This window comes from Bradyrhizobium sp. USDA 4516 (assembly GCF_054055915.1).
The window spans coordinates 7,826,030-7,841,407 of the sequence record NZ_JBSRXT010000001.1 but is presented as its reverse complement, the minus strand read 5'-3'; the positions used below and the strand labels follow the sequence as shown (position 1 = coordinate 7,841,407).

Genomic DNA, 15,378 nt, shown 5'->3' with positions numbered 1-15,378 from the left:
ACGAATTCACACAACGGCAACGCCCTGCCTTGATCAGGCAAAGAATGCGGCGACCGCGTTGAGGTCGGATTGTCCCGGTGCATCGCCGCGCAAATTGGCGTCGATGATGCGGCGGCAGGCGTCAACCGTGTGGGTGTCGCCCAATTCGTTGGCGGCCTCGAGGATCGACCAGACCGTGTCCAAGGGAACGTCGCTCTGCGTGGTCGCCTTCGGGTCTGACAGCATTGGCGGGGCCGCGGTTAGAATTCGAACAGGTCACGGCCGCGCCGCGCCAAATTGTGCAGGTCCGCCACCGTGCCGCGCACCGCGTTGCAGCGGCGGCATTCGATGATGGTGTCGCCGGATGCATGCGCCGGATCGGCGACCTTGATCGCCAGGCTGCCGCAATCCGTGCAGATGATCTTGAAGCCGGTTGAAATTACTTGCTGCTGCAAATTCATTGTGGCCTGCGCCTTTGTTGACGCCGACCTTAGCCGGGCAACTTTTAAGACTGGGGTCGCGGAGCGGATTGCAATCGAACAACCGCGTTAGGGCGCGGTTAAGATTTCGCTGCGGCCGCGCGGCCCTGCAAATGCAGCGTCGGCCTGCCGAGCCCGGCCGCGGCGGCGCGCACGGCATCGCGGGCATTGACGGTGATGATGCCGGCGGCGTGGGCCCAGACCGCGAGGTCGGAGGCGCTGTCGCCGGCGTAGATGAAGCCCCCGGGAAATGTCCTTTGCAACAGGTCGGCCTTGTTGGCGCCCTTGAGATTATGTTCGCCGTCGGAGGCAAGCACCTGGTCGATCCAAGGCAGACGCGACGCCAGCTTCTGAGCGAGCAGCGCGTCGGCCGCGGTTGCCAGCACGATGCGGCGGCCGGCCGCGTTCTCGCGCTCGGCCAATGCGACGACGTCCTGGTGCAGTTCGATCCGGCTCCAGTCGATGCGCTGGCGCTGTGCGAGCCGGCGCTTCAGCGCCGCGCGGCCGCGCGTCAGCCAGGCGGCGCATGACACGACGATCAGCGGATTGCGGCGCAGGATCGAGACGAAGCTCAGATAGAGCAGGTCGCCCGTGATCAGCGTGCCGTCGAGGTCGAGCACCAGCGGCAGCGATGCCGGGAGGCCGAGCAAAGGGGGCGACCCGTCGGTGCGGGAAGCATGCTGCGGCTTCGCAATGTTGTCGCCGGCGAGGCGAGGTTCAGTCATTCGCGGCGCTCAGCCGGGTTGCGACCTTGCACACGTCGATCGCGCGCACTCCGGTCTCGGTGGTCCACAATCGCCGTAGCCGAACCTGCTCGCAAAGGCCACACCGTCCTGGTCCGAGCCTGAGACGATCAGGACCAACAAGAAAGGCCGCCCAGGGGCGGCCGTTGTGTCTGCCGAGGCTTGAAAGCGTCTTAGCGGACCGTGGAGGTGCCCGACGAGGTGATCGCCACCGGCTTGCCAGCCTTGATGACCTGCGTGGACTGGGCAGTCTGGGTGAAATCCGCGTTGTTCCGGGCCGAAATGCCGAGCGCCGCGATCCCGATCCCCGCAATAAGGGCAACCACCACAATCTTGAGATGGGTCGCGCGGTCAGCTGAATGGATCGAGTGGTTCATGGTCGCCTCCGGGCGTCTGTGCGCCGTCTATGGCAGGTACTGGTAAGGCCCATCTGTTTCCGGATCGTTTCGTGAGTTCCGGGAAATGGTTTCGTGCCACGGGCGGATTGGTTTCACCGTGCCTTGCGTCACACTGCCGGCCGGCTAAAACTGCCCCAGGCGCGGAAATGCGCTTGGGAGAAAAACAATAATGAAAACAATGAGACTAACCCGGCGCCGGGTCCTTGGAACCGCGTCCGCGGCACTCGCCGCCACGATGTTTGGTAAGCGCGCCGTTGCGGCGGCCGAGTTCGACTTCAAGCTCGGCGTCAACACTCCGGAAACCCATCCGCTAACAATCCGCCTGACTGAGGCCGCCAAGGCGGTCGGCGCGCAGTCGTCCGGCCGGGTCAACATCACGGTGTTCGCCAACAGCCAGCTCGGAGGCGATCCGGAGATGCTGTCGCAGGTCCGCGCCGGCGGGATCGAGCTGCTGGCCGCGCCCAGCATGACGCTGTCGACGCTGGTGCCGCTATCGGGGCTGCCCAGCATCGGTTTCGCCTTTCAGTCCTACGACCAGGTCTGGGCGGCGATGGACGGCGGCGTCGGCGACCTCGTGCGCGAGGCGATCACGAAGACCGGCGTCGTGCCGCTGAAGAAGGTCTGGGACAACGGCTTCCGTCAGATCACCTCGTCGTCGAGCCGGCAGCTCAACAGCGTCGACGATCTCAAGGGTTTCAAGATCCGCGTGCCGGTGACGGCATTGCTGACGTCGCTGTTCTCAGGGCTTGGCGCGCTGCCGTCGAGCATCTCCTACAGCGAACTCTATTCGGCGCTGCAGACCCACATCGTCGAAGGGCAGGAGAACCCGCTGGCGCAGGTCTCGACCGGCAAGCTCTACGAGGTGCAGAACTTCTGCGCGCTCTCGAACCATTGCTGGAGCGGTTACTGGATCCTCGGCAACCGCCGCGCGATGGCGGCCCTGCCGCCCGATCTGCTCGAGCTCATCAATGCCGCGTTCGACGCCGCGGCGGTGAAGGAGCGCACCGATCTGGTCGAGATGGACCGCTCGCTGCAGGCCGAGCTGACCGAGAAGGGCATGACCTTCAACAAGCCCGATCCCGTGCAGTTCAGGGCCGCGTTGGTGAAGGCCGGCTTCTACACGCAGTGGCAGAAGACCTACGGCGCGGACGCCTGGGCGGCGCTGGAGAAATACACCGGCAAGCTGACGTGAGCGCAGCCTGACATCACGCGCCGGCTCGGCTGAGACGGGTGCTAGCTCGCGCGCGCGATGTCGGCGCGGATCGCGCGTGCCGCCAACACGAACAGCAGGGCACCGAGCGTCGTCGTGAGCGCGGCCGACAGCAGCGAGTAGCGAACCGCATCGACGCCGTAGGTGCCTTTCAGCGCGTCATTGATCATGCCGACGGCGAGGGGGCCGACGCCCTGGCCGAAGCAGGTCGCGGTCAGCAGCACGATCGCCGAGGCCAGCGCGCGCATGCTGGGTTTTGCCACCGTCTGCGCAATCGCGAAGATCGGGCCGAGATGAAAGCCGACCATGAACGAGGTCAGCGCCAGCGTCGCGACCATCAGCGTGAAGCTTTGCGTCAGCATGCACAGCGCGAACACCGGGCCGGCGAGACCGGACATGATCGCGGGCGCCCACAGCTTCCAGCGGTCGTCGCGACGGCCGATCTGCGCCACCACGAGGCCACCGATCAGCGTGCCCGCCATGCCGGCGAGACCCTTGAAGGTGCCGGCATAGGTGCCGATCTCGGCGCTGGTGAGGTGATGGATCCGCGCCAGGAACGGCGGGATCCACACCGCGGTGGCGTAGTTGGTGTAGGTCGTCAGACAAGAGCCGATCAGCACGATGACGAAGCTCGGCTGCGATACCAGGAAACGCAGCGTCGGCCCCAGCGGCTCGGCCTTGAAGGTCTCGGCCATCGCGCCGCGCTTCGGCTCGGCGATCGTCAGCCACAAGACGGCGGCGAGCGCGATGCCGGGCAGGCCGGCGGTGAAGAACGCCATCCGCCAGCCATAGTGCTGGTTGACATAGCCGCCGATGAAATAGCCGAGGAAGACGCCGAGATAGGTGCCGATCGCGTAGATGCCGAGCGGGCGCGGTCGTTCGTTCTTGTCGAAGAGATCGGCGATCATCGATTGCGAGGCCGGCGTGCCCGCCGACTCCCCGATGCCGACGCCGACCCGGGCCAATGCCAGCGTCGTGACGCTGGAGGCGAGGCCGCAGAGATAGGTCATCGCGCTCCAGAACGCGAAGGCGACCGCGACGATGTTGCGGCGGTTGAGGCGATCGGCCATCCGCGCGATCGGAATGCCGAGCAGCGAATAGAACAGCACGAAACCGAACCCGGCGAGCAGGCCCATCGTAGTGTCGCTGAGCGTGAACTCCTTCTTGATCGGTTCGATCAGCACGTTGAAGATGGTGCGGTCGAGGAAGTTGAGGGCGTAGATGATCGTGAGCAAGGCGAGGACGTAGTAGCGGCGCGCCGAGGGCGCGGCCGCAGCTTGCGTTGGCGCGGCCGCCTGCGGTGCGACATCGACCATCACTTCCTCCCCCGATCTTCTTTGTTGTTGTTGCTTGCGCGCGGGCCTTACGCCTCGCGGATGTAATTCCCTGCCTCGAATTCGACCGGCCTCGTGTCGGCGTCGAACGACACCCCGATCGGGTCGCGGCCGGTGGCCATGGCCTCGAGCTGGTCAGCGAGCATCCGGCGGATCATCAGGATGCCGCGGTCGCTCTGGCCAAAATGCTCTTCGGAATGGATCGTCACCGCTTCCTGGCCGACCTGGGCCTCGTAGTCGCCGGGAAATTGCTGGTGCTCGGCCTCGGTCATGTCCCACCAGAACTTGCCGTTGAACTTCGAGCGCATCCGCCCGATATCGCCCGCGTTCTTGACCCGGCCGGCGACGTAGATGCGGAACGAGGTGTCGTCGATCGGCAAGGTCCAGCCGATCGATTCGACGCGCGCGAACTGCGCGACGCGCGGATTGGGCACGACGCGGAGTGTGGGGAGGGCGGCCTCGGTGACGCGATAGAACACCTTGCCGTCGTCCTGCCTGCGGATCGAACGCACCGTGATGCCGCGCGGCGACATCTCGAACTTCACGTCGGGCATCGAGGCCATCATGTTGGTTGAACTGCGGCCCTGAGAACGAGCCGTGCAGCACCTGCACATGGTAGGGGTCGGCGACGTTCTCGAAATGCTGCAGCCAGTTGCAGGGGATCACGGCAGGGCCGCCGCCGATCGAGGAATCGTCGGTCTCGACGAACTCGCCGTCGTCCATGTTTTCCAGGCACTCGTAGCGCGGCAGCACCGACCTTTTCTCGGGCGGCCCCATATAGGCGAAGATCAGGCCGTAGCGTTCCTGCACCGGATACCAGGGCTGGCGCACCTTGTCCTTGAACAGGCCGCCGTCGGGCTCGCAGGGTTGTTCGAGGCAGCGGCCCTCGGTGTCGAATTTCCAGCCGTGATAACAGCAGCGGATACCGTCTTCCTCGACCTTGCCGTAATAGAGCGTGGTGCCGCGGTGGCAGCAGCGCGCATGTAGCAGGCCGGCCCGGCCATGCCGGTCGCGGAACAGGATCAGGTCTTCGCCAAGTGCGCGGACTTTTCTGGGGATATCGGAGGCGTCACCGGTGAGGCCGACCGGGTGCCAATACCGGCGCAACAGCTCGCCCATCGGCGTGCCGCGGCCGACCGAGGTGAGTCCGGGTGCTCGACGGCTTCATCGCATAGGCCGTGCCGAGATCGCGGTCCCGCTGGGTGATCGTCATGTTGTCCTCCCCGCCGCTGGTCGGGCGCCGGCGGCTGATCTATCGTTGACCAAGTCAACGATAGATAGATGACAATGTCAACGATATCGTTGAGCTTGGCAGCGCGCGGCTTTGTTGGCAGAGGTTGGTGATGACCGAGAAGCTCAGGACTGAGAGGGCCTTGCCGCCGGAGGCCGTTGTCGATTCCGAACTGGCGCCGATCACCGCGATGATGTCGTCGCGGCTGATGGTGCTGGCGAACCTGCTCAGGCGCGGCGCGATGCTGCGCTACAAGCGCCTGACCGGCCTGTCCTCGGTCGAGTTCGGTCTGGTCGCCTCGCTCGGCCGGCGGCCGCCGATGAGTGTGGTGCGGCTCGCCGAGGCCGTCGGCATGGACAAGGGGCAGATCAGCCGGGCGCTCGCCGAGCTCGTGGCGCGCAAGCTGGTGGCGAAGGCGGCCAATCCGCGCGACAACCGGGAGACCCTGGTCTCTCTCACCAAGGCCGGCCTGGCAGCCCATGATGCCATCGTGGCCGGCGCGCAGGAGCGAAACCGGCACCTGCTGGAACAGCTTGCGCCGGGGGATCTTGAGCTGCTGCTCGGACACATCGATCGGCTCACCCTGACCGCCGCCGAGATGCTCGCTGCCGAGCGGGGGCTGGGCTGATATGGGGAGAGCGCAGGGCACCGGATGGCCGCCGCGGCGTTGCCCATGGAGGCAAGCGCATCCGCCTGATGAGGCCAAGAGCCCGCGGGAAGGACGGTAAAAGCGTCAAAATAGCTTGTCTTGCGCCCCCTGTTGCGCTGCGCTAAAGCCTCAAGAACAATTCCAATCAACGAATCTGCGGCATGTCCGAAACCGCAGCAAGAAGGCCTCGCCGATGACCGGCATCCTGCAGAATTATCTCCCACTTGTGGTCTTTATCGGAGTCGCGAGCCTGATCGGTCTGGCACTCCTGATCGCGCCGTTCCTGGTCGCGTTCCAATCGCCGGACCCGGAAAAGCTGTCCGCCTATGAATGCGGATTCAACGCTTTTGACGACGCCCGCATGAAGTTCGACGTCCGGTTCTATCTGGTGGCGATCCTCTTCATCATCTTCGACCTCGAAGTGGCGTTCCTGTTCCCCTGGGCCGTGGCGTTCGGAAAGCTCGGCGCGACCGGGTTCTGGTCGATGATGGTGTTCCTGGCCGTGCTGACGGTCGGATTTGCGTATGAATGGAAGAAAGGCGCGCTCGAATGGGATTGAGCCCCACCGCCGCAACCTCCCAGCCGGCGATTGCCAAATCTGAGATCGCCATGGCTCCGAGGGGTATCCTTGATCCGTCGACCGGTAAGCCGGTCGGCGCCAATGATCCGTTTTTCCTCGAGGTCAATCACGAGCTGTCCGACAAGGGCTTCTTCGTCGCTGCAGCCGATGACCTCATCACCTGGGCGCGCACCGGCTCCCTGATGTGGATGACCTTCGGTCTCGCCTGCTGTGCGGTCGAGATGATGCAGGTCTCGATGCCGCGCTATGACGTCGAACGCTTCGGCTTCGCACCGCGCGCCTCGCCGCGGCAGTCCGACGTGATGATCGTTGCGGGCACCCTGACCAACAAGATGGCGCCCGCGCTGCGCAAGGTCTACGACCAGATGCCGGAGCCGCGCTACGTGATCTCGATGGGCTCCTGCGCCAATGGCGGCGGCTACTATCACTACTCCTATTCGGTGGTGCGTGGCTGCGATCGCATCGTGCCGATCGACATCTACGTGCCCGGCTGCCCGCCCACGGCGGAAGCGCTGCTCTACGGTGTGCTGCTGCTGCAGAAGAAGATCCGCCGTATCGGCACTATTGAACGCTAAGGTTTCAGGTATGGACGACGGCAAGCTCGACGCCCTTGGGCAGACGATCGTGAGCGCGCTTCCGGGCGCGGCCACGGCGCACTCGGTCGCGTTCAATCAGCTCACTATCGACGTCGAGATTGGCAGAATCGTGGAGGTCGCCAGGTTTCTGCGTGACGATCCCGGCTGCCGTTTCGTCAACGTCACCGACGTGACCGCGGTCGACTATCCGAGCCGCGAGAAGCGCTTCGACGTCGTCTACCATCTGCTGTCGCCGACGCTGAACGCGCGCGTCCGTTTGCGCGGGCAGGCCGACGAGACCACGCAGGTGCCGTCGATCATCGGCGTCTTCCCGGGCGCCGACTGGTTCGAGCGCGAGACCTACGACCTCTATGGCGTGATCTTCACCGGCCATCCCGACATGCGCCGCCTGCTGACGGACTACGGCTTCGACGGCCATCCGCTGCGCAAGGATTTCCCGCTCACCGGCTTCGTCGAGGTCCGCTACGACGACCAGGAGAAGCGGGTGCTGTACGAGCCGGTCCGGCTCAACCAGGAATTCCGCAAGTTCGATTTCCTTTCGCCCTGGGAAGGCGCGGACTATCCGCTGCCCGGCGATGAGAAGGTCAAGGCGGAGCCGAAGCCATGAATGAACAACCGCAAAACCTTCGTAACTTCACCATCAACTTTGGGCCGCAGCATCCGGCGGCGCACGGCGTGCTTCGTCTTGTGTTGGAGCTTGACGGCGAAGTCGTCGAACGCGTCGATCCGCATATCGGCCTGCTTCACCGCGGCACCGAGAAGCTGATCGAGCACAAGACCTATCTGCAGGCGATTCCCTATTTCGACCGGCTCGACTATGTCGCGCCAATGAACCAGGAGCATGCGTTCTGCCTCGCGGCGGAAAAGCTGCTCGGCATTACGGTGCCGCGCCGCGGCCAGTTGATCCGCGTGCTCTATTGCGAGATCGGCCGCATCCTGTCGCATCTGCTCAACGTCACCACGCAGGCGATGGACGTCGGCGCGCTGACCCCGCCGCTGTGGGGCTTCGAAGAGCGCGAGAAGCTGATGGTGTTCTATGAGCGCGCCTCGGGCTCGCGCATGCACGCGGCGTTCTTCCGCGTCGGCGGCGTGCATCAGGACCTGCCGCCGAAGCTGATCGACGACATCGAGGCGTGGTGCGATCCGTTCCTCAAGGTCGTCGACGACCTCGATCGGCTGCTCACCGGCAACCGCATCTTCAAGCAGCGCAACGTCGATATCGGCGTGGTGCCGCTCAAGGAAGCCTGGGAGTGGGGCTTCTCCGGCGTGATGGTGCGCGGCTCGGGCGCGGCCTGGGACCTGCGCAAGTCGCAGCCCTACGAGTGCTACGCCGAGATGGATTTCGACATTCCGATCGGAAAGAACGGCGACTGCTACGACCGCTATCTGATCCGCATGGAAGAGATGCGCCAGTCGGTGCGCATCATGAAGCAGTGCATCCAGAAGCTCAAGGCACCCGACGGGCAGGGCCCGGTCGTGGTCGAGGACAACAAGATCGCGCCGCCGCGCCGCGGTGAGATGAAGCGCTCGATGGAAGCGCTGATCCATCACTTCAAGCTCTACACCGAAGGCGTGCACGTGCCGGCCGGCGAAATCTATGCCGCGGTCGAGGCGCCGAAGGGCGAGTTCGGCGTCTACCTCGTCGCCGACGGCTCCAACAAGCCCTACAAGTGCAAGATCCGCGCGCCGGGCTTCGCCCATCTGCAGGCGATGGATCACATCTGCAGGGGCCATCTGCTGGCCGACGTTTCCGCCATCCTGGGCTCGCTGGACATCGTGTTCGGCGAAGTCGACCGGTGACGATGTCCGCATCCGAACCGCGCGCAATGAGAGTTTGATCGATGTCCGTCCGCCGCCTTGCCCCGAAGGAATTGCAGCCCGCGAGCTTCACGTTCACGGACGAGAATCTTGCCTGGGCCAAGAAGCAAATCGAGAAATATCCGCCGGGACGGCAGGCTTCGGCCGCGATCGCGATCCTGTGGCGCGTGCAGGAGCAGCATGACGGCTGGGTCTCGGAAGCCGCGATCCGCGCTGTCGCCGACCTGCTCGAGATGCCGCATATCCGCATGCTCGAAATCGCGACGTTCTACACCATGTTCCAGCTCTCGCCGGTCGGCAAGAAGGCGCATGTGCAGGTGTGCGGCACCACGCCGTGCCGGCTGCGCGGCGCCGCCGACCTGATCGAGGTCTGCCAGCACCGCATCCATCACGATCCCTTCCAGCTGTCGAAGGACGGCAACTTCTCCTGGGAAGAAGTCGAGTGCTTAGGGGCCTGCGTGAACGCGCCGATGGTGCTGATCTGGAAGGACACCTATGAGGACCTGACCAAGGAAAGCTTCGGCAAGGTGCTCGACGGCTTTGCCGCCGGCAATCCGCCGAAGCCGGGCCCGCAGGTCGACCGTCAGTTCTCGGCGCCCGCGGGCGGGCCGACGACGCTGAAGGAAACGACCTGATGCGGAGCTTTCAGGTGCTAGCAGATGAGACGGGACGGGGCGCTGCGATGAAGGCTTGGCGCACGATCGCCCTGCATACCGTTGTCGCGGCGGGCTTCATGTTCCTGCTGCAACGCTACGGCCTGAGCGCCACGCTGGAATCCAGCCTGTTGTGGGCCATCGTGTTCGGCGGCTGCGCCGCCGGGCTCGCTTATTCGCAAGCCAATCGGTGATGTTCGGAAAGTTTTGAGCATGCTCGACGACAAGGACCGCATCTTCAAGAACCTCTACGGCCTGCATGATTGGGGCCTCGAGGGCGCGCGCCGCAGAGGCGCCTGGGATGGCACCAAAGGGATCATCGACAAGGGGCGCGACTGGATCATCAACGAGATGAAGGCGTCGGGTCTGCGTGGCCGCGGCGGCGCCGGCTTCCCGACCGGCATGAAGTGGTCCTTCATGCCGAAGGAATCCAAGGACGGCCGTCCGAGCTATCTCGTCGTCAACGCCGACGAGTCGGAGCCCGGCACCTGCAAGGACCGCGAGATCATGCGGCACGATCCGCATCTTTTGGTCGAGGGCTGCCTGCTCGCGAGCTTCGCGATGGGCGCGCATGCCTGCTACGTCTATATCCGCGGCGAGTTCATCCGCGAACGCGAGCGGCTGCAGGCGGCGATCGACCAGGCCTATGAGGCCAAGCTGGTCGGCAAGGACAATATCAACGGCTGGCCGTTCGACATCTATGTCGCGCACGGCGCCGGCGCCTATATCTGCGGCGAGGAGACCGCGCTGCTCGAGAGCCTCGAGGGCAAGAAGGGCCAGCCGCGGCTGAAGCCGCCGTTCCCGGCCAATGTCGGCCTCTATGGCTGCCCGACCACCGTCAACAACGTCGAGTCGATCGCGGTCGCGCCGGACATCCTGCGCCGCGGCGCCGCCTGGTTCGCCGGCATCGGCCGGCCGAACAATGTCGGCACCAAGCTGTTCTGCATCTCCGGCCACGTCGAACGGCCCTGCAACGTCGAAGAGGCGATGGGGATTCCGTTCCGCGAGCTGATCGAGAAGCATTGCGGCGGCATCCGCGGCGGCTGGGGCAATCTGAAGGCCGTGATCCCCGGCGGTTCGTCGGTGCGCATGGTGCCGGCCGAGCAGATCATCGACACGCCGATGGATTTCGACAGCCTGAGCAAGCTGCGCTCGGGCCTCGGCACCGCGGCGGTGATCGTGATGGACAAGTCGACCGACCTGATCCGGGCGATCGCGCGCATCTCCTATTTCTACAAGCATGAGAGCTGCGGCCAGTGCACGCCGTGCCGCGAGGGCACGGGGTGGATGTGGCGCGTCCTGACCCGGATGGCCGACGGCCGTGCCCACAAGCGCGAGATCGACATGCTGCTCGAGGTCACCAAGCAGGTCGAGGGCCACACTATCTGCGCGCTCGGCGACGCCGCCGCCTGGCCGATCCAGGGCCTGATCGCGCATTTCCGTCACGAGATCGAAGAGCGCATCGACCAATATTCGCACAAGGCCGATCTCGACGATCAGGGCATTCGCGATCCCATGCACATGGTAGCCGCGGAGTAATGTTGGTGATGACGCAACAGGCTGCATGGTGGCAGAAGTACGGGACGCTTGCGCAGATGGCGCAGGCGACCGTGGCGCTGCTCGGCTTTGTTGCAATCCTGCTGCAGATCAACGAAATCCGTACCTCGAACCGTGCTTCCAGCGCGCGTTCAGCGTTTCTCGGCTACACCGATCTCGCATTCCAGAATCCGAAATTCGCTCAGCCGGACTACGAGACCATCAAGGCCGCCGGTCGCGAAGAGCGGTCCCAATATGAGAGTTTTGTCTCGTATTTCCTCTATGCCTGCGAGGAGACCTTTGCCGCCTTCGCGGATAAGCGCGAATGGCAGGCATCGTGTGACTACGACCTGAAACCGCATCTGCCGTTCCTCTGCGAGAAGAACCAGGCGCAGCCTGCCTATCTCGCGACCTACGGCGCCGACACCCAGCAGTGGGTGAAGACCTCATTGAAAACCGCGAGCGTCGCACCGCCCGACTGCAAGCTCGGAAAGACTTGAGACAGACATGAGCAAGATCATCGTCGATGGCAAAGAGATCGATGTGCCGCCGGAGTACACGCTGCTGCAGGCATGCGAGGCGGCCGGCGCAGAGATTCCGCGCTTCTGCTATCACGAGCGGCTGTCGATCGCCGGCAATTGCCGGATGTGCCTGGTCGAGGTGAAGGGCGGCCCGAAGCCGGTCGCGAGCTGCGCCTGGGCCGTGCGCGACTGCCGGCCGGGCCCGAAGGGCGAGCCGCCGGAAATCTCGACCCGTTCGCCGATGGTGAAGAAGGCGCGCGAAGGCGTGATGGAGTTCCTGCTGATCAACCATCCGCTGGACTGCCCGATCTGCGACCAGGGCGGCGAGTGCGATCTGCAGGACCAGGCGATGGGCTACGGCGTCGACACCAGCCGTTTCGCCGAGAACAAGCGCGCGGTCGAGGACAAGTATCTCGGCGCGCTGGTCAAGACCTCGATGAACCGCTGCATCCAGTGCACGCGCTGCGTCCGCTTCTCCGCCGAAGTCTGCGGCGCGCCGGAAATGGGCGCGACCGGCCGCGGCGAGGACATGGAGATCACCACCTATCTCGAGCAGGCGCTGAGCTCGGAGCTGCAGGGCAACCTGGTCGATATCTGCCCGGTCGGCGCGCTGACCTCGAAGCCCTACGCCTTCGCGGCGCGGCCCTGGGAGCTCGGCAAGACCCAGTCGGTCGACGTCATGGACGGCGTGGGATCTGCGATCCGCGTCGACACCCGCGGCCGCGAGGTGATGCGCATCCTGCCGCGCATCAACGAGGCGGTGAACGAGGAGTGGATCTCCGACAAGACCCGCCACATCGTCGACGGCCTGCGTACGCAGCGCCTCGACCGGCCCTATGTGCGCGAGAACGGCCAGCTCCGGCCGGCGACCTGGCAGGAAGCCTTCGCCGCCATCGCCGCCAAGGCCAGCCGCAGCGACGGCAAGCGGATCGGCGCGATCGCCGGCGATCTGGCCGCGGTCGACGAAATGTATGCGCTGAAGGAAATGCTCGCGAAGTTCGGCTCGGTCAATCTCGCCGTGCAGGGCGGCGATGCGTTCGACGCCAAGGCCGGCCGCGGCTCCTACATCTTCAATCCGACCATTGCCGGCATCGACCAGGCCGACGCGATCCTGATCATCGGCTCGCATCCGCGCAAGGAAGCCGCGGTGCTGAACGCGCGGATCCGCAAGCGCTGGCGCACCGGCGGGCTCAAGGTCGGCATGATCGGCGCCAAGGCCGATTTCACCTATGACCATGAGTATCTCGGTGCGGGTACTGACACGCTGGCCGATCTCGTGGCGGGCAAGCACTCCTTTGCCGACGTGCTGAAGGATGCGCAGCACCCGATCATCCTGGTCGGCGCCGGCGCCTACACCAGGCATGACGGCGCTGCGGTGCTGGCGCAGGCCGCCAAGCTCGCCGTTAATGTCGGCGCGCTGAAGGACGGCTGGAACGGCTTTGCCGTGCTGCAGGATACCGCCTCGCGCGCCGGCGCACTCGATATCGGCTTCTCGCCGGCGGCCGGTGGCCTGACCGCGGCGCAGATGACGACCTTCGGCACGCTCGACGTGCTGTTCCTGCTCGGCGCCGACGAGATCAAGGTGCCGGACGGCACCTTCGTGGTCTATATCGGCACCCATGGCGACCAGGGCGCGCATCGCGCCGACGTCATCCTGCCGGGCGCGGCCTATACCGAGAAGTCCGGCATCTACGTCAACACCGAAGGCCGGGCGCAGATCGCCAACCGCGCCGCATTCCCGCCGGGCGAGGCCCGCGAGGACTGGGCGATCATCCGCGCGCTGTCCGACGTGCTCGGCAAGAAGCTGCCGTTCGATTCGCTGCAGGCGCTGCGTCAGGCTATGTTCAAGGCCTACCCGCATCTGATGCGGCTCGACCAGATCGAGGCCGGCAAGCCCGACGACGTCAAGGCGCTGGCAGGCAAGGGCGGCAGCGTCGACAAGGCGGCATTCAAGCCGACCGTCGAGGACTTCTATCTGACCAACCCGATCGCGCGGGCCTCTGCCGTGATGGCGGAGTGCTCGCGGCTGGCGTCGGGCCGAATGCTGACGGCAGCGGAGTGAGCGTGACCTGATGGCTGAATTCTTCGCAAGCTCGTTCTGGACCGGCTTCCTCTGGCCGCTGATCATCATGGTCGCGGAGAGCCTGTTGCTGCTGGTCGTGCTCCTGATCGCGATCGCCTACATCCTGCTCGCCGACCGCAAGATCTGGGCGGCGGTGCAGATCCGCCGCGGCCCCAACGTGGTCGGGCCGTTCGGATTGCTGCAATCCTTCGCCGACCTCCTGAAATTCGTGCTGAAGGAGCCGGTGATTCCGTCCGGCTCCAACAAGGGCGTGTTCCTGCTGGCGCCGCTGGTGTCGTGCATCCTGGCGCTGGCCGCCTGGGCGGTGATCCCGTTCGATCTCGGCTGGGTGATCTCCGACATCAATGTCGGCGTTCTCTACATCTTCGCGATCTCGTCGCTGTCGATCTACGGCATCATCATGGCCGGCTGGTCGTCGAACTCGAAGTATCCGTTCCTGGCCGCCCTGCGCTCGGCGGCGCAGATGGTGTCCTACGAGGTCTCGATCGGCTTCGTCATCATCACCGTGCTGCTCTGCGTCGGCTCGCTGAACCTGTCGGCTGTGGTCGAGGCGCAGAACACCCGCGGGCTTGCGCATCTGATCGGCCTGCCGCAGCTCACCATCCTGAACTGGTATGTGTGGCCGCTGTTCCCGATGTTCGTGGTGTTCTACGTCTCGGCGCTCGCGGAAACCAATCGTCCGCCGTTCGACCTGGTCGAAGCCGAGTCCGAGCTGGTCGCCGGCTTCATGACCGAATACGGCTCGACCCCGTATCTTTTGTTCATGCTCGGCGAGTATGTCGCGATCACCACGATGTGCGCGCTGGCGTCGATCCTGTTCCTGGGCGGCTGGCTGCCGCCGGTCAATCTGCCGCCGTTCACCTGGATTCCGGGCATCGTCTGGTTCGCCCTGAAGGTGTTCTTCATGTTCTTCATGTTCGCGATGGCGAAGGCGATCGTGCCGCGCTACCGCTACGATCAACTGATGCGGCTCGGCTGGAAGGTGTTCCTGCCGCTGTCGCTGGCGATGGTGGTGATCGTGGCCGGCGTGCTGCAGTTCGCCGGCATCGCGCCGAAGTGAGGCCGTCATGAGTGTCAATGTCAACGCAACAGCCCGCTCGCTTCTGCTGTCGGAATTCGTCTCGGCGTTCTTCCTGGCGATGCGCTATTTCTTCCAGCCGAAGCCGACGCTGAACTATCCCTTCGAGAAGGGCCCGATCTCGCCGCGCTTCCGCGGCGAGCACGCGCTGCGCCGCTATCCGAACGGCGAGGAACGCTGCATCGCCTGCAAGCTGTGCGAGGCGATCTGCCCGGCGCAGGCGATCACGATCGAGGCCGGCCCGCGCCGCAACGACGGCACCCGCCGCACGGTGCGTTACGACATCGACATGGTGAAGTGCATCTATTGCGGCCTGTGCCAGGAGGCATGCCCGGTGGACGCCATCGTCGAGGGACCGAATTTCGAATTCGCGACCGAGACCCGCGAGGAACTGTACTATGACAAGGCCAAGCTGCTCGCCAATGGCGACCGCTGGGAGCGCGAGATCGCGAAGTCGATCGCGCTCGACGCGCCATACCGGTGAGGTGAG

Annotated in this window: 18 protein-coding genes and 1 pseudogene; 13 read left to right on the top strand and 6 right to left on the bottom strand. The window is 64.9% G+C overall.

Features of this window, described 5'->3' with window-relative positions; all coding sequences use genetic code 11:
- Positions 1-33: 33 nt before the first annotated feature.
- The 4 genes from ACVI1L_RS36155 to ACVI1L_RS36140 all read right to left on the bottom strand — a co-directional run bounded on the left by ACVI1L_RS36155 (position 34) and on the right by ACVI1L_RS36140 (position 1,578).
- Positions 34-225: a hypothetical protein gene (locus ACVI1L_RS36155; RefSeq protein ID WP_076825345.1), complete on the bottom strand. Its 192-nt coding sequence runs from the start codon at positions 223-225 to the stop codon at positions 34-36.
- Positions 226-239: 14 nt separating this feature from the next.
- Positions 240-440, bottom strand: coding sequence for a hypothetical protein (locus ACVI1L_RS36150; RefSeq protein ID WP_028333962.1), 201 nt, complete (start codon positions 438-440; stop codon positions 240-242).
- A gap of 98 nt (positions 441-538) precedes the next feature.
- Positions 539-1,183, bottom strand: a complete 645-nt coding sequence (locus ACVI1L_RS36145) for a haloacid dehalogenase-like hydrolase (RefSeq protein WP_076825346.1) — start codon at positions 1,181-1,183, stop codon at positions 539-541.
- A 191-nt stretch (positions 1,184-1,374) separates the two neighbouring features.
- Positions 1,375-1,578 carry a hypothetical protein gene (locus ACVI1L_RS36140; RefSeq protein WP_057016463.1) on the bottom strand — a complete coding sequence of 68 codons (204 nt, stop codon included), beginning with the start codon at positions 1,576-1,578 and terminating at the stop codon, positions 1,375-1,377.
- Positions 1,579-1,777: 199 nt separating this feature from the next.
- Here ACVI1L_RS36140 and ACVI1L_RS36135 point away from each other — a divergent pair, with 199 nt between their 5' ends.
- On the top strand, positions 1,778-2,791 hold the full coding sequence (locus ACVI1L_RS36135) for a TRAP transporter substrate-binding protein (RefSeq protein ID WP_456785652.1): 1,014 nt from the start codon (positions 1,778-1,780) through the stop codon (positions 2,789-2,791).
- Positions 2,792-2,832: 41 nt separating this feature from the next.
- On the opposite strand, the gene ACVI1L_RS36130 is transcribed toward ACVI1L_RS36135, so the two are convergent.
- Both ACVI1L_RS36130 and ACVI1L_RS36125 read right to left on the bottom strand, forming a co-directional pair.
- Positions 2,833-4,125 (bottom strand): spinster family MFS transporter, encoded by a 1,293-nt coding sequence (locus tag ACVI1L_RS36130; RefSeq protein WP_456785049.1) that lies wholly within the window; start codon positions 4,123-4,125, stop codon positions 2,833-2,835.
- A 47-nt stretch (positions 4,126-4,172) separates the two neighbouring features.
- Positions 4,173-5,356: pseudogene (locus tag ACVI1L_RS36125) on the bottom strand (Rieske 2Fe-2S domain-containing protein).
- Positions 5,357-5,486: 130 nt separating this feature from the next.
- Between ACVI1L_RS36125 and ACVI1L_RS36120 the strand changes: the two are divergent.
- From ACVI1L_RS36120 to nuoI, 12 genes are all read left to right on the top strand, one after another.
- A complete protein-coding gene (locus ACVI1L_RS36120) occupies positions 5,487-6,002 on the top strand; it encodes a MarR family winged helix-turn-helix transcriptional regulator (RefSeq protein ID WP_057016467.1) in 516 nt (171 codons plus the stop codon).
- 214 nt (positions 6,003-6,216) lie between these two features.
- Positions 6,217-6,582 carry an NADH-quinone oxidoreductase subunit A gene (locus tag ACVI1L_RS36115; RefSeq protein WP_018271860.1) on the top strand — a complete coding sequence of 122 codons (366 nt, stop codon included), beginning with the start codon at positions 6,217-6,219 and terminating at the stop codon, positions 6,580-6,582.
- Between the two features lie 50 nt (positions 6,583-6,632).
- Positions 6,633-7,178: a NuoB/complex I 20 kDa subunit family protein gene (locus ACVI1L_RS36110; RefSeq protein WP_176936700.1), complete on the top strand. Its 546-nt coding sequence runs from the start codon at positions 6,633-6,635 to the stop codon at positions 7,176-7,178.
- A gap of 10 nt (positions 7,179-7,188) precedes the next feature.
- Complete coding sequence (locus ACVI1L_RS36105) at positions 7,189-7,806, top strand: NADH-quinone oxidoreductase subunit C (protein WP_253639752.1); 618 nt, start codon at positions 7,189-7,191, stop codon at positions 7,804-7,806.
- The gene (locus ACVI1L_RS36100) at positions 7,803-8,999 is read left to right on the top strand and encodes an NADH-quinone oxidoreductase subunit D (protein WP_076825356.1); all 1,197 of its coding nucleotides are present in this window, start codon (positions 7,803-7,805) and stop codon (positions 8,997-8,999) included. Before ACVI1L_RS36105 ends, ACVI1L_RS36100 begins: the two co-directional genes overlap by 4 nt.
- A gap of 41 nt (positions 9,000-9,040) precedes the next feature.
- Complete coding sequence (nuoE, locus tag ACVI1L_RS36095) at positions 9,041-9,652, top strand: NADH-quinone oxidoreductase subunit NuoE (RefSeq protein ID WP_029080758.1); 612 nt, start codon at positions 9,041-9,043, stop codon at positions 9,650-9,652.
- Positions 9,652-9,864 (top strand): hypothetical protein, encoded by a 213-nt coding sequence (locus ACVI1L_RS36090; RefSeq protein WP_035631350.1) that lies wholly within the window; start codon positions 9,652-9,654, stop codon positions 9,862-9,864. The genes nuoE and ACVI1L_RS36090 overlap by 1 nt, the downstream gene beginning before the upstream one ends.
- A 19-nt stretch (positions 9,865-9,883) precedes the next feature.
- Positions 9,884-11,209 (top strand): NADH-quinone oxidoreductase subunit NuoF, encoded by a 1,326-nt coding sequence (gene nuoF, locus ACVI1L_RS36085; protein WP_057016471.1) that lies wholly within the window; start codon positions 9,884-9,886, stop codon positions 11,207-11,209.
- Between the two features lie 8 nt (positions 11,210-11,217).
- Entirely contained in the window at positions 11,218-11,706 is a 489-nt protein-coding gene (locus ACVI1L_RS36080; RefSeq protein WP_158074164.1) for a hypothetical protein, read from the top strand.
- 7 nt (positions 11,707-11,713) lie between these two features.
- Positions 11,714-13,789 (top strand): NADH-quinone oxidoreductase subunit NuoG, encoded by a 2,076-nt coding sequence (nuoG, locus tag ACVI1L_RS36075; protein ID WP_456785048.1) that lies wholly within the window; start codon positions 11,714-11,716, stop codon positions 13,787-13,789.
- A gap of 10 nt (positions 13,790-13,799) precedes the next feature.
- A complete protein-coding gene (nuoH, locus tag ACVI1L_RS36070; protein ID WP_018271855.1) occupies positions 13,800-14,870 on the top strand; it encodes an NADH-quinone oxidoreductase subunit NuoH in 1,071 nt (356 codons plus the stop codon).
- A gap of 7 nt (positions 14,871-14,877) precedes the next feature.
- The gene (nuoI, locus tag ACVI1L_RS36065) at positions 14,878-15,372 is read left to right on the top strand and encodes an NADH-quinone oxidoreductase subunit NuoI (RefSeq protein WP_018271854.1); all 495 of its coding nucleotides are present in this window, start codon (positions 14,878-14,880) and stop codon (positions 15,370-15,372) included.
- Positions 15,373-15,378: the final 6 nt, after the last annotated feature.

Bases quoted from the DNA above. Each gene is read 5' to 3' on its own strand.
- ACVI1L_RS36155 (WP_076825345.1), bottom strand. From the start codon at position 225: ATGCTGTCAGACCCGAAGGCGACCACGCAGAGCGACGTTCCCTTGGAC.
- ACVI1L_RS36150 (WP_028333962.1), bottom strand. From the start codon at position 440: ATGAATTTGCAGCAGCAAGTAATTTCAACCGGCTTCAAGATCATCTGC.
- ACVI1L_RS36145 (WP_076825346.1), bottom strand. From the start codon at position 1,183: ATGACTGAACCTCGCCTCGCCGGCGACAACATTGCGAAGCCGCAGCAT.
- ACVI1L_RS36140 (WP_057016463.1), bottom strand. From the start codon at position 1,578: ATGAACCACTCGATCCATTCAGCTGACCGCGCGACCCATCTCAAGATT.
- ACVI1L_RS36135 (WP_456785652.1), top strand. From the start codon at position 1,778: ATGAGACTAACCCGGCGCCGGGTCCTTGGAACCGCGTCCGCGGCACTC.
- ACVI1L_RS36130 (WP_456785049.1), bottom strand. From the start codon at position 4,125: ATGGTCGATGTCGCACCGCAGGCGGCCGCGCCAACGCAAGCTGCGGCC.
- ACVI1L_RS36120 (WP_057016467.1), top strand. From the start codon at position 5,487: ATGACCGAGAAGCTCAGGACTGAGAGGGCCTTGCCGCCGGAGGCCGTT.
- ACVI1L_RS36115 (WP_018271860.1), top strand. From the start codon at position 6,217: ATGACCGGCATCCTGCAGAATTATCTCCCACTTGTGGTCTTTATCGGA.
- ACVI1L_RS36110 (WP_176936700.1), top strand. From the start codon at position 6,633: ATGGCTCCGAGGGGTATCCTTGATCCGTCGACCGGTAAGCCGGTCGGC.
- ACVI1L_RS36105 (WP_253639752.1), top strand. From the start codon at position 7,189: ATGGACGACGGCAAGCTCGACGCCCTTGGGCAGACGATCGTGAGCGCG.
- ACVI1L_RS36100 (WP_076825356.1), top strand. From the start codon at position 7,803: ATGAATGAACAACCGCAAAACCTTCGTAACTTCACCATCAACTTTGGG.
- nuoE (WP_029080758.1), top strand. From the start codon at position 9,041: ATGTCCGTCCGCCGCCTTGCCCCGAAGGAATTGCAGCCCGCGAGCTTC.
- ACVI1L_RS36090 (WP_035631350.1), top strand. From the start codon at position 9,652: ATGCGGAGCTTTCAGGTGCTAGCAGATGAGACGGGACGGGGCGCTGCG.
- nuoF (WP_057016471.1), top strand. From the start codon at position 9,884: ATGCTCGACGACAAGGACCGCATCTTCAAGAACCTCTACGGCCTGCAT.
- ACVI1L_RS36080 (WP_158074164.1), top strand. From the start codon at position 11,218: ATGACGCAACAGGCTGCATGGTGGCAGAAGTACGGGACGCTTGCGCAG.
- nuoG (WP_456785048.1), top strand. From the start codon at position 11,714: ATGAGCAAGATCATCGTCGATGGCAAAGAGATCGATGTGCCGCCGGAG.
- nuoH (WP_018271855.1), top strand. From the start codon at position 13,800: ATGGCTGAATTCTTCGCAAGCTCGTTCTGGACCGGCTTCCTCTGGCCG.
- nuoI (WP_018271854.1), top strand. From the start codon at position 14,878: ATGAGTGTCAATGTCAACGCAACAGCCCGCTCGCTTCTGCTGTCGGAA.